This window comes from Sphingobium sp. UBA5915, from assembly GCF_002431195.1.
Lineage (GTDB): Bacteria > Pseudomonadota > Alphaproteobacteria > Sphingomonadales > Sphingomonadaceae > Sphingobium > Sphingobium soli.
In genome coordinates this window covers 65,373-77,856 of the sequence record NZ_DJDV01000100.1, presented here as the reverse complement: position 1 = coordinate 77,856, position 12,484 = coordinate 65,373, and the positions used below count along the sequence as shown (strand labels likewise).

Sequence of the window (12,484 nt, the reverse complement as noted above, 5' to 3'; positions counted from 1 at the left end):
GATCGGGGGCCATAATGCGTATCGATATTCATGACGTGGGCCACGGCGGCTGCACGGTGATTTCCGGGCCTCAAGGTCATCGTCTGATGCTTGATTGCGGCCTCAGCGTCGAACGGGCCTGGTTTCCATCAGTAGCCTATCATGGCAAGCGCATCGACACGCTGGTGCTAATGAACCTCGACGAAGATCATTGCGAGGATCTGCCCTATGTATGGCGAAACTGTCCGCTCGGTGCAATTGTCAGCAATTCAACGGTCAGCGCCGGCGCGCTCCGATCAATGAAGGCCGAGTGCGGGATGCGCGATGGCGTTAACGCGGCGACCGCCATCCTCCAGCATTTCGGGGACGGTATGATCGGCGACTGGTCGCATAACCTCGGCGGCGTGCAGTGGCACGCCTTCTGGAACTGCTATGGCATCGACTTCGACGACACCAACAATCTCAGCCTCGCCGTATTCGTATGCTTCGGCGGTTTCACCATATTGTTCGGCGGGGATCTCGAACGTGCCGGCTGGCGTAAGCTGCTTGAACGCCCTGCCTTCCGCGCGATGCTACCGACCGTCAACGTCTATGTCGCTTCGCACCACGGCCGCGAGAATGGCTGCTGTGATGAACTCTTCCGGCTCTGCCGGCCGCAACTCGTCATCTTCTCCGATGGTCCCAAGCAATATGGCACCCAAGAAACCCTCGGCTGGTATGCGAACCGGGCGATCGGAATCCCCGACTGGTCGAAGCCCGCAGAATCGCTCCGGCAGCCGCTTCGCCGCGTTATGACCACGCGGCGCGACGGAACGCTCACCATCGATGTCACGGCCGAGGGCAACTATCTCGTCACGCCCTCGAAGCGCCTGCTCGCGCCCCAGCCGGCGGCGCTTGGCCAGGTCTTCGGACTGCCCGCGCCGAACACGCTCGCCGGTTTCGTCGGGCGCTAGCCGGGCGGATACGGTAAAGGGGTTCGATCCTTCCGAGATCATCGGCATCATCGCGCCGGGAACGTTGTTCCGCTGCTGCTCGCGCACCCGGCACGCCCATCTCCGTGCGAGCTCACGCAAATGGCGGCGTGTTCTCCCGACTGTCGGCTCCCCGTCACGCTGCCTCCTCGTGGACATCGGCGTCATCTGACGCTTCCCTTTCGGCCAATTGCGCTAGAAGGTTCTGGTCGGAATTGTGTGGAAGAAAAGCCGCACGAGTCGCGGCATTGAGGCAGTCGCCGACCGAGCCCTCCGATGAGGAGACCATGCGTCTGAGGCCTTCGAGCCTGTTGCAGGCATTCACAAAACGCTGCTGAATCGCAACGTCAGTGGGCACGGGGATCGATATCTGCGCGAGCTGCTCGTAATAGAGCCTGAAGCGGACAGAACCCTTCGTTTTGAGGTTGATCTCGTGCCTTCCAGCCTCGCTGCGTAGGTAATGATAGACGTACTCCGGCAGAAGATCGGGACTGCAGTAAAAAACAACATAATCGGGACTGGTGATGCCTTCCTGCGATGAATCCCGGACAACGCCGATCGAGCCGATGTTGATGCGCATGGGGTTGTAGGCAAGGTAACCGGTTCTCAAAACCTTGTAACGTCCGGGCGATTTGCCAATCGCCGTCTTAGGACTCGTCAGGCCCTCTTCGGCGGAAACGCCGACGAGGGTGAGTTCGTCGCTGTAATCACTGCCAATGCGTTCATCGGAATCAGCTGTATATTTGCCAATCAACTCAAGGGGAGCTTCGCTTAAGAGCTTGAGCGTCTCGTCAAGGTCTGCATGGATTGAGTCGGCTTCGTCCGCGAATGACCGCAGTTGCGCGGCGAGCACCGAAAGATCGCCGCGATCCTCCAGTGACACGAGCTGGCGCCGCGGATTCTTGATGTCGAGATTGAGGTTCGCGTCCAGCTCCGAGCGTTTGACCGACCACGAGCTTTCCGTTTCCTTGCGGGTTTCGATCAACTCCTTGAGCGGCTCCATCCACTCGTAGAGCAGCGGCTTTGTCTTGCTGAGTGTGTAGCCAAGGGGTAGCGAAGGCTCGCAATAGAAAATCTCGTCGGCGGGCTCGCCCCGCTCGAAGATGATGATGTTCGACTTGATGTCCGTGTAAGGCGCAAAGACGTTGTGCGGCAGCCGAACGATTACCTTGATCCTGAAATCCGCAAGCAGGTTTTCCCGGATGCGAGTGGCAACACCGGGAGCTGACAGGGTGCCATTGGGCACGACAACCGCCGCCCGCGCGGGCCGCCCCGCGATCGTAAGCTGGCGCCTCAGCTTGCGCATGATGAGCTGAAGAAAGAGCAGCGTCGTCTCCGCGGTCTTGCGATCGTCGGGGAAATTTCCCTGAATCCCTTTTTCCTCCTCGCCGCCGAAGGGCGGATTGGTGAGGATCACATCGACCCGATCCTTTTCGCCTATCTCGGAGAGCTTGAAGCGGAGCGCGTTACCGGGATCGATCTGCGGCGCGTCGAGGCCGTGCAGAAGCAAGTTCATCTGGCAAAGCAAGTAGGGCAGCGATTTTGGCTCGCAGCCCACGATGGTCTCAGATTGCAGGCGATTACGATCAGCGACGGTCTTCACCTGTTTTTCAAGGTGAGTGTAGGCCTCGACCAGGAAGCCGCCCGTGCCGCTCGCAGGATCGAGGACGATCTCGCCAAGACGCGGATCGATGACATCGATCATGAAGCGGACGACGGCGCGTGGTGTGTAGAACTCGCCCGAATCTCCCGCCGCATCGCGCATCTCGCGGAGCATCGACTCATAGAGCGCGCCCAGCGTGTGCAACTCCTCTGACGATGTAAAATGTATTGCGCCGATCTTGTTGATTACGTCACGGAGCAGGTAGCCGCTTCTCATGCGGTTATCGACGCCTCTAAAGACGGTCGCGATGACGTCACGGCGATTGTCGCCATTTGTACTGGAGAGCGAGCGCAGATAGGCGAATAGGCCCGGCCCCCGCGTTCCGTCGGGTCGGATAGCTTCATCGTTGTTGATGAAAGCGAGCAGCTCTTCACCGGTGATACCCTGGGGATGCGCAGCCCAGTCCCGCCATCGGTATGGCGGTTCGATCGCGGCTTTGAACTTCTTGTCTCCGAGGAGCGCCTCGTCCTCGCGCTGCTGCTCAAGATCATCGAGGAACTTGAGAAACATGATCCAGGTGAGCAGGGGCAACCGGTCAAGATCGCCGTTAAGCCCCTTGTCCTTGCGCATTATATCGCGCGCGGATTTGAGCAGACTTCCCAGCATCTGCGCCGTCGTCATCGGCGCGCCGTTCTTGCCGGCTTTCTTCTTACGCGTGGCCATAAAGCAATTCCTGAAGGTCATTCACGGCTGTGCGGAGCTGATCGGCACCGCCGAACAGCCTGATAATTTCCGCGGGTTGGCCGTGGGTGGAAATGGGAGGGACGCGCAGAACGTCCGGCAACACGAATTGCGCATCACCATGATCCGCGTATTTCTCGAGCAGCTCATCAAGAATTTCGCGGGCTTCTGGCGAAAACCGCTCAAAGAAATCCTTCCGCTCCATCTTCACGCGCTGCGCGCGCTCCCGTCGGGTTCGCAACGGCGCGTTAAAGGCAAGATGGCAAAGGAGGTCGAACGGGTCAGCGTCCGGCTGGCCTGATTGTTCGATCAGCTCGCCGAAGTCGATCCCGCGCTCGGCGAGCGCCTCAATGATGTCACGGCGCTTGTCCGCGTCGGCCCAGCGCGAGCGCAGCTCCGCCGTTGATGTTGCGATCGACCGGACGCTTTCGGCGGCATAGTCGGTGTACTTGACGACCCTGAGCTGCTTGCCGTTGGGATCAAGCTCATGGACAAGGTGTGCCACCACTTCAACATGTCCGCCGTCGAAGTAAAACTTGCGGGGTTCGGTTGTGGAAGGCTCAATGATGCCAGGTTCCCCGTCCACCGGCACGTCAGTATCGCCCCCGGGCGGGGATTCCGTCTCCGTAACCGAAGTCGTCTCACCATCTTCGGTGATCTCTTCCTCTGTGATGCGCGCCGGATCGCCGTCAAACACCGGATCAGCGAACATCCGGGTCGCCGTCCCGGTGTAATCGATAATGTTGAACCACAGCTTGCCGTAATCATCGCGCAGCCGGGTGCCGCGTCCGATGATCTGCTTGAACTCACTCATTGATCCGACGACGCGGGCCAGCACGACATTCTTGCACGTCGGCGCGTCAACTCCCGTCGTCAGCAACTGCGATGAGGTCAGGATGACCGGCGTTTCCTTTTCAACGTCCTGAAAGCGCGAGAGGTGCCCTCGTCCGATGGCGCCTTCGTCGGCCGTCACACGGACCACGTAGTCGGGATATTGCGCGACCAGATCCGAGTTGAGGTTCACAAGGGCTTCGCGCATCTCGGCCGCGTGCTCCTGATCCACGCAGAAGACGATGGTTTTAGCGAAGCGATCCGTCTTTTTGAGGAAATCCGTGAGATGGCGCGCGATAGCCTCGGTGCGCGCGCGCAGTGCAACCACACGCTCAAAGTCCTTGGTCTGATACTCATCGTCAGGGATCGATCTGCCGTAGCGGTCAAGCTCCTCGTTGCTGGGGCGCCACCCGGCGGCATCCCACGCCGTCACAACCCGGTGCACACGATAGGGGGCGAGGAAGCCATCATCGATTCCCTGACGCAGACTGTACTCGTAAATGGGGTTTCCGAAGTAGAGATAGGTGTCGCGGTTATCATCGCGCAGCGGCGTCGCCGTCATGCCCAGCTGAAAGGCCGGCTTGAAATGCTCAAGGATCGCGCGCCAGGAACTGTCATTACGCGCGCTGCCACGATGGCATTCGTCCACGATGATAAGGTCAAAGAAGTCCGACGGGTAATCTCGGAACAGGCCTTCACGGCGCTCATCCTCGGCGAGCGCCTGATAGATGGCAAAATACATCTCGCGGCTGAAGACGATTTCGCCGGAGGCGATCTTGTGGCGCGCATCGCCGAACGGCGCGAACGTCTTGTCCTTGGGATCGTCGATCAGAATATTCCGGTCGGCAAGGAAGAGAATTCGCGGCTTACGGTGCTCGCCTGTCCGGTTCCAGCGGCTTGACCAGAGTTTCCAGCATAACTGGAACGCAACGACGGTTTTCCCGGTGCCTGTCGCCATGGTGAGGAGCACGCGTTTCTTGCCGCCTAGGATTGCCTCAATGGTACGGTTGATGGCGATCTGCTGATAGTAGCGCGGCGCCTTACCCCCGTCGTGATTGTAGGGCGCAAGAAGCTGGGAGACCTGCGATATGCCCGTGATGCCCGATCCGGTCTGATAGCGCTGCCACAACTCGTCCGGAGTAGGATAGGCCGAGATCCGGTTTTCACGCCCAGTAAAATAATCGATCTCGATGATGTCCGCGCCGTTGGTCGCATACGCGAACTTCAGACCGAGCATCTCAGCATATTCGCGCGCCTGCTGCACGGCGTCGAAGGCGGTTCTGTAACTCGCTTTCGCTTCGACAACGGCTATCGGAAAGTCGCGCGTGTGACGCAGAAGGTAGTCCACGCGCTTTGGAGGTTTTCGGATAAAGCCCTTGCCCATGGGAATGACGCGGCCATCCGTAATGCTGCGCTGTTCCGCAATTGAATGCGGGTCGTTATCCCACCCGGCCGCCTGGAGCTTGGGAACGACATGCTTGCGGCAGGTGTCAGCCTCATTGCCCATGTGCCGTCCCCTTGCCATGCGACGGCCTAGGCCCCTTATGTTTGCTCGAAAGCGGCTCGTGGGCGCTTACGTACTCTCTCATGAACTCCCGCAGAACTTGGGCTGCAGGCCTGTCTTGGCCGCGACACGCCTCCACAAACGCCTCGCGGAGTTCGCGGTCAATCCGGATTCTCAGCCCTGCATCCTTGGTCTTCATGGGATCCGGTGTAACCAAAGGATACACAAATGGGTAGCGAGAAATCTAATTAGTCGAAGCCTATGACGTTGCGATTGATCATAACGAAGGTCGGCCATCAGGCCTGAATTTCAGGCGCGAACGACTGAGATTTTGGCGGTTGTCGACATTTGTAAATGCAGAGGCAGAAGACGCCCACCGTCATATGGGAGCTAACCCAGTCCTTAGTATTGCCCCATATCACACGGGTGGGTTGATGTCGGCCCAATAGGTGACTTCTTCCAGGATATGCATGCTTTCGGGATCTTCCCAGCCTTCGCGGTCGCTATCCCATCGCCCGATCACAGGGAGGTCAACCTCCCAGAGCAGCAAGCGACGGCCGTCTTTCCGGTCTTCCGGCAAAGTGCCGATCGGCTCCCAAGGGATGTGCTTGGCGGTGATCATGCAAGTTCCCTCGCTCGATTCCATTGGTCCCGCATTTAGCCCATCTTTGTGCAGGCACGAAACCCAGCTGGTTGCCAACCTGTCGGGTTTCGGCAGCCCGCCTGAGAACAGCAGCTTTTCGGTGCGTTCGGCTTTTGACGCCAGACTTCTGTGCGTGAGCGGCCACTCGCTTGTGGATGCTGGCACTGATTTAACATAATACAAATTATCAGATTTTTATCGTTGTATAACAATCACTTATGGCCGCACCTCCACAAGCAGGCAGCCATCATCTGCCAAGACTAAGCTTCAGGCATCACTCTTTTCATATAGGTATCGAATAACGGCACTGTGAACGCCGTGTCCCCATGAGCAGGACTATAGAGCATACCCTTTGCAATCAGACTGTTGCGGGTCGGTGCGACGCTCGAGACTTTCACCCCCATAGCTTCAGCGACATCGCCTGATCGATGCGGACCAGGACCCAAGCTTGCCATTGCGCGGAGATATCGCTTTTCTGCCGGCGTCAGCCTGTCAAAACGCACACGGAAGAAGCTCGCATCCAGTTCGGCCAGTGCGCTTTTTGTAGCAACTGCGATATCGGCGGCGGTGATCGGTGAAGCATCAGCAACATCCCACCCATGCTTTCCCCACTCCTGAAGGAAATACGGATACCCCTGGGTTTGCGCCAAAATTGCATCCAAAGCCGCATTTTCGATGGACTCCTTTTCGCGCGCGATTGGCAGACGGATGGCGTCCCGCGCCGCCTCGTCATCCAGCGGACCTACGGCGATGAATTCAAACAGACGCTCTGCATAGGATTTTGCTCGCCCCATTTGCCCCAGAAGCTGAGGCAAACCAGCTGCCAGCATGGTTACCGGTAGCTGTCTCTGACTGGCTCGATGGAGCGCGCTAATCAATGCCGCGAGCTGTTCCTCTGGCACATATTGCAGTTCGTCGATCACCAGGACGACCGCAGTTTTTCGTTCCTGGGCGGCCTCTCCCACGGCGACAATCAGATCGGCCAGGTCGGTCTCGAGGTCGCCACTGTCCGCAAGGCCCGGCTCGGGTTCGAAATCCAGCGCGACCTCAAGATCATCATATTTGACCTTGAGCTTCGCGAATCCCGCCAGCGCTTGCAGAGCGCGCTTCACGCCGGCCGAAGCTTGTTTTAACCGATCGAGACGCAGCAGTGCCGCCCGTAACGCAGGAACCAATATCCCCGGCAACGATCGGTTTTCAGGAGCTTCTATCGCGACTACGGCCATCCCTTCGCGCTCCGCAGCATCCCGCATGGTGGCGAGAAGAACGGTTTTTCCTACCCCTCGCAAACCGTACAGGATGCTCGGTCGGGCTGCTCGCGCCATGCGGATCCGGTCAAGAGCTACGGCGTTGCGTTCCAGCAATGCACCGCGTCCCGCGAGTTCAGGCGGCGGTGTACCTGCGCCGGGCGCAAAGGGGTTTCTACGAGCATCCATAGCGAGGTTATGGCAGTTTATATTTTTTCTGTAAACTTACTAATCTCTCTTGATATCTGCCTCGGCCGGTCTGCGAGCGAACTCATCCATTACGGGCGGCGCCGATCTTTAAGACGAGGTCGCCCATCCATCCGGGCATCTCGGCCCTGGCCTGGGCAAGCATCCGCATGTCGCGATCATCGAGGCGGGCGGCGAAGTGCCGGATCTTGTCGCTGTCGATATTGTCCTTCCCCAGATGCGCGAGCGCCTGCACGACCGCGTTGACCGAGTCAGGCGCATTGTCGATCACCGGTGCGCGGCTGTGCTTGAGCGTCAGGCTGCGCCCGCCCGCTTGCCTGACCCGGGTCCGCCCGGTCGTGGCATAGCTGGCCCGGGCGGGAACCTGGGTCGATAGCCCGAGCCTGTTCGCCGCCGCCGCGCCCGACGGCGCGAGCTTGTCCCCGCTCTGCGTCGAGAGGGCCTTGGCGACATTGGCGGGATCGGGACTGAGCGCACCGAGCTTGTCATGCTTGCGCGGATAGTCATAAAGACCCCGGCCGATGCGCCGGATGTCGCCGGATGTCGCGAGGCGCGACAGCGCCATGTCGACCGACCCACGCGTCCCGAAGTCGACGAAGCTCTTGGGCGTGAACACCCAGCCACGGCCCTTGCCCCGCACGCGCTTCATGATCCGATCGGCTACCGCAGACATTGACTGTGCTCCTACCCGTTAGATAATAGCACGCTTTTTTCTAACAAGCCAGAAGCGCGTATCAGCGCCTAAATCAGCTATTTTCCGAGATATTTTGACATTGTATCCAAATAGGATGCCCAGGTCACACAGGCAAGGTCCGGCAGCGCCGGCCATCATCGTTCCCGATCCCGGTGAAGCGGTGGCCGCCCCTCGTCCGCACCTGTGGGCGGCGAAACGCCCTCCGGCTCGTTTCGGCGCTCCTGCGGCGGCCGCTCGGATTGCAGTATCTCCCGCGCGCGCGCGAGCCGCCGCGACACCGCCGGCGGCATCGCCGCCAGAAAGCCGGCGATTTCCTGCCCCAAGGCACGATCTTCCGGTTTCCCGGTGCCGGCGAGCGCGACCGCTGCCTCGGCATAGGCGCCGCGGATCTGCTTCTGGCGCGAAAGCGCCATGACATCTTCTGCCCGGCGCTCCTGGTCGACCGCACGCACGAAGCTTTGCGCCCGCAGTTCGTTGAGCTGCGCGAGATTGAGCCTGCGCCCCTCGCCCCCAAGCCGGGCATCGAGATGGAGCGCGGACGAACGGACCCGCTTCTGGACATGGCCGCGCGCGCGCCGGGGGGTGGCTTCGGCCGCGACACCGCGCGCGCGCAGCTCATGCGCGAAGGTCTCACGCATATGATGGAGATCCGCCTTGCGCGGATTGAAGCGGGTTCCGTCCGCCCCTTCGGTCGCCACCGTCAGATGGACGTGGGGATGATCGGTGTCGGTATGGAGCGCCAGCATATAGGCATGGTTCGCCTCGAACAGGATCCGCGCGAATGCCTGCGCCGCGTCATGAAGCGTCTCGGCGTCGGTCGATCCCCCGGGCATCGAGAGCACCAGCGACATCGACGTCGGCCGCTCCCGGCCATGTTCGTTCATGGCCTCGTCGAGCATCGCCCAGTCCTGAGCGATCGCCTTGAGCCGATCCGGCTCGGTGATAATCTCGCCCTCGCTCGATCGGACGGCGAGCTTCCCGTGGCGCGCCACATAGCCGAAATGCTCGGCGACATGATGAGCGCCATATTGCTTGCCGGAGACCTTCACCATCACCTCGGGCGCCTTGCGCACGATCCGCTCGAGCTTGGCGCGCGCCTCGGCCTGGCTCATCGACATCGGCCGGGCGGCCCCGCCCCCGCTTCCGCCCGGTTTGATCCGAACATAAGCGCCGCGCAGGGTCCGCTTGCCGCCTGTCGGCGGCCGCCAGGCCTCCATCAGGCTGGGAAGCGGGAGAACCCCCTCCTCCTCACGCATCGGCCGTGTCCCAGTAGCGAAGATCGCCCTTGAGCGCGGCCCCGAGACCGGCAAGCGCATCGACGATCTCGGACCGGAAACTTGCGACCCTGGCCGCTTCCCGCGCGACGTCGAGGCCGGATTCGACCATCACCGAGGCGTTGAGCGCGCGGGTCGCCTGGTTGAGGTTGATCCCGATCCGATTGAGCTCGCGCCACGCCTGCGCGACGGCCGCTCGCTCCTCGCGCGGCAAGGGCGCGTTTGCGCGCAAGCGCCGCGCCAACAGCGTGGTGATCCAGTCGGTACGCTTCATCCCCAGCACATCCGCCGCGCGGTCGAGCGCGGCGATTTCTTCCGGGATCAGCCGAACCTCGACCCGGCAGGTTGCGCGCTGGCGGGCGCGCGGCGCCTGATGCCCCTCCCCCGCCTCCATGGCCAAGGCGTCACCGATCAAGCGGCGCAACAGCGCCGAGCGGCCGCCTGATGCCGCCGCGAGCGCGGCGAAGCGCTGGGCGACATCATCGTCGAGCCGAAAGGTGAGGACGGGCATGTCCCCAACGCTATTGTCATACATCCCCGGCGCCAAGCCTATCCGGCCCTCACCTTTACTCAACTCATCTTATAGTCTGCTTGGACAAACTATCGCTCTTCGGCCAGTGAACGCCTCTTGAACATCGATCGTCCGCAGCAAGGGGCGGCGCCTTCGGCGCCGCCCCCGCCCATCGACACGAAAAGGGCCGCACCCCGAAGGGTACGGCCCAAACCATCGTGCAAGATAAACTACGAACGCGGAGGAGGCGGGTCAGTTGTTGGCAATGCCTCGCCTCTCTCGCCGATCGGACCGATCGACGAGGCAGCGACTTCACGCTCGTGGCCATCCTCGAAAATCACCGTGACCAAAGGCGCCAGCGGGAGCCACGCAGGGAAGCCGTCGACCAAGACCGGTAGTCTAGATCGGATCGGCGCGGAGGGTTTGTCCGTGAGGCCCGATCGAACCGGATCGCGGTCGGTGGGGGCCAATGGCTGTGCCACAGGCGCCCGCGGAGGGGCCGGCGCCGGGTGCGTCTGCTTGAGTTCGGCGATGAAGCGCGATCCTGCGGCGAGCGTTGCGCCGGCGTCGCCCCAGCTGGCGACATAGGCCTCGACCTCGGCAGGGTAGTCCCGCGCAGTGCGGTGCAGATCATAGAGAAGGCGAATGGGCGCAAACGGCAGGGCCGCCTTGAGATAGGCCGGCATGTCGCCATAGGCGGCATAGAGCGAGACGAACTGCTTGGATCGGCCGAGTGCCGCCGCGATCTCGACCTGGTTCATCCCGCCCTTCAGCATCCGGGCGATCGCATGGGCGAGCTCGACCGACGACAGATCGGCGCGCTGGTCGTTCTCGACGATCTGGTCGGCCAGCAGTTGCACCCCCTCGCCGACCGGCACGACGATCGCGGGGATCGTGGCAAGGCCAGCCAGCTGCGATGCGCGGAAGCGGCGCTCGCCCAGACGTATCCGGTGCATGCCGTTCGCGTCGGGCGGCGTAACCGTGATCGGCTGCAGCACGCCGCGCGACGCGATCGAGGCGGCCAGCTCGGCGAGCGCGTCATCGTCGAAGCTGCGCCGGGGATTGCCGGGGTCGGGCAGGATGCGCGCAAGCTCGATATCCTCGACCCGGCGCGCTCGTTCATGGTCGCCGACAAGAAGTCCGAACTCCTCGATGCGCTCGTCGAACTTGCCCATCAGGCGGCCGCGACCTCCAGGCTTGTCATGCGCCGCTCGATCTCGGCGAGCACCGCGCGGATCTCCTCGGCCGCCGCCTTGGCGCCGCTGCCGGTCTCCAGCCATACCGGACGATGATTTTCCGCGGCATGCTTGTAGGTCGGCCGCGCCTTGATGAAGGCCGGGAACATGAGCTTCTCGCCGACCGCATGCGCGAGCTTAACCGCATTCTCCATCTCGCGCCGGTCGAACGGATTGACCATCGAGGGGAGGAGCCCGAGGAAAGCGATCTTGCGGCCGGCGCGCGCGGCCTCGGCTTTGCGCAGCGCGGTCAGCAGCATCTTGGCGCATTCGACCGAATCCTCAGCCACCTGCACCGGCGCGATCACGGCATCGGCGACCGCCATCGCGCTCAAGGTGAGCTCGTCCCACTTGGGACCGGTGTCGATGACGCAATAGTCGAAATGCGGGCGGAGCGCCGGGAAGCGCCCGATGAAGTCGCGCACATCCTGCGCCGCCTTGACCATCTGGAGGCGGGGATCGGCGCCGAGCACGGTCAGCCCGCCCTGCCCGTCGGCGCACAGGGTAGCGGCAGGGTCGAACAGGTCGGCGGAAAACCCGCCCTGCCGCTCGGCGCCCAGGCGCCGCGTCGAGCTGCCCTGGGGATCGAGATCGACGAAGGCGACGCGGCGCTCAGGCGGTTCGGCGAGATACCAGGCGAGATGAGTGGCGAGGAAGGTCTTGCCGACCCCGCCCTTGAGCAGGCTGACGACGATCGTCTTCATGACCGCGGCACCTCAGCAATAGTCGTCCGGACCATCGCGCAGGTTGCGCTCATAATGATCGCGCGAGGACCAGTCGCCGCCACCGCCAATGCCGGGACCGACATAGCGGAACAGATAGACGGTGAGGGCGAAGCAGCCGAACGCGAAGAGAAACGCGTGATCGGGATGCGCGGCGAAATATGCGGCCATGATAAGTCTCCTTGGAGCCAGTGAAGGGCAAGCGAACGGCGCCACTGGCGCCGGCCACGCGCAATCGCGCGGCATCTCAGGCCCGCGCCCTCCCCTCCCGCATTTGCGGACGCGGCGTCCGTTGCCCGCATAGTCTGCTCAAGCAGACTTG

12 protein-coding genes are annotated in these 12,484 nt (G+C 61.9%); 1 reads left to right on the top strand and 11 read right to left on the bottom strand.

Features of this window, described 5'->3' with window-relative positions:
- Positions 1-14 precede the first annotated feature (14 nt).
- Positions 15-932, top strand: a complete 918-nt coding sequence (locus B2V90_RS18420; RefSeq protein ID WP_143840425.1) for a ComEC/Rec2 family competence protein — start codon at positions 15-17, stop codon at positions 930-932.
- A 154-nt stretch (positions 933-1,086) separates the two neighbouring features.
- On the opposite strand, the gene B2V90_RS18415 is transcribed toward B2V90_RS18420, so the two are convergent.
- The 11 genes from B2V90_RS18415 to B2V90_RS18365 all read right to left on the bottom strand — a co-directional run bounded on the left by B2V90_RS18415 (position 1,087) and on the right by B2V90_RS18365 (position 12,333).
- On the bottom strand, positions 1,087-3,276 hold the full coding sequence (locus B2V90_RS18415) for an N-6 DNA methylase (protein ID WP_206046217.1): 2,190 nt from the start codon (positions 3,274-3,276) through the stop codon (positions 1,087-1,089).
- Complete coding sequence (hsdR, locus tag B2V90_RS18410; RefSeq protein WP_030540901.1) at positions 3,263-5,632, bottom strand: EcoAI/FtnUII family type I restriction enzme subunit R; 2,370 nt, start codon at positions 5,630-5,632, stop codon at positions 3,263-3,265. The genes B2V90_RS18415 and hsdR overlap by 14 nt, the downstream gene beginning before the upstream one ends.
- A complete protein-coding gene (locus B2V90_RS18405; protein WP_062734569.1) occupies positions 5,622-5,828 on the bottom strand; it encodes a hypothetical protein in 207 nt (68 codons plus the stop codon). The genes hsdR and B2V90_RS18405 overlap by 11 nt, the downstream gene beginning before the upstream one ends.
- Before the next feature lie 219 nt (positions 5,829-6,047).
- Positions 6,048-6,251, bottom strand: coding sequence for a hypothetical protein (locus B2V90_RS18400; RefSeq protein ID WP_030540902.1), 204 nt, complete (start codon positions 6,249-6,251; stop codon positions 6,048-6,050).
- A gap of 281 nt (positions 6,252-6,532) precedes the next feature.
- The gene (locus B2V90_RS18395; protein ID WP_030540903.1) at positions 6,533-7,708 is read right to left on the bottom strand and encodes an AAA family ATPase; all 1,176 of its coding nucleotides are present in this window, start codon (positions 7,706-7,708) and stop codon (positions 6,533-6,535) included.
- A gap of 82 nt (positions 7,709-7,790) precedes the next feature.
- The gene (locus tag B2V90_RS18390; protein WP_030540904.1) at positions 7,791-8,399 is read right to left on the bottom strand and encodes a DUF6088 family protein; all 609 of its coding nucleotides are present in this window, start codon (positions 8,397-8,399) and stop codon (positions 7,791-7,793) included.
- Positions 8,400-8,554: 155 nt separating this feature from the next.
- Positions 8,555-9,676, bottom strand: a complete 1,122-nt coding sequence (locus B2V90_RS18385) for a relaxase/mobilization nuclease domain-containing protein (RefSeq protein ID WP_030540905.1) — start codon at positions 9,674-9,676, stop codon at positions 8,555-8,557.
- Entirely contained in the window at positions 9,669-10,229 is a 561-nt protein-coding gene (locus tag B2V90_RS18380) for a plasmid mobilization protein (protein ID WP_037471456.1), read from the bottom strand. Before B2V90_RS18380 ends, B2V90_RS18385 begins: the two co-directional genes overlap by 8 nt.
- A 206-nt stretch (positions 10,230-10,435) precedes the next feature.
- The gene (locus B2V90_RS18375) at positions 10,436-11,380 is read right to left on the bottom strand and encodes a ParB/RepB/Spo0J family partition protein (RefSeq protein ID WP_030540907.1); all 945 of its coding nucleotides are present in this window, start codon (positions 11,378-11,380) and stop codon (positions 10,436-10,438) included.
- The gene (locus B2V90_RS18370) at positions 11,380-12,144 is read right to left on the bottom strand and encodes a ParA family protein (protein ID WP_030540908.1); all 765 of its coding nucleotides are present in this window, start codon (positions 12,142-12,144) and stop codon (positions 11,380-11,382) included. Before B2V90_RS18370 ends, B2V90_RS18375 begins: the two co-directional genes overlap by 1 nt.
- Before the next feature lie 12 nt (positions 12,145-12,156).
- Positions 12,157-12,333 (bottom strand): hypothetical protein, encoded by a 177-nt coding sequence (locus B2V90_RS18365; protein ID WP_013039042.1) that lies wholly within the window; start codon positions 12,331-12,333, stop codon positions 12,157-12,159.
- Positions 12,334-12,484 lie beyond the last annotated feature (151 nt).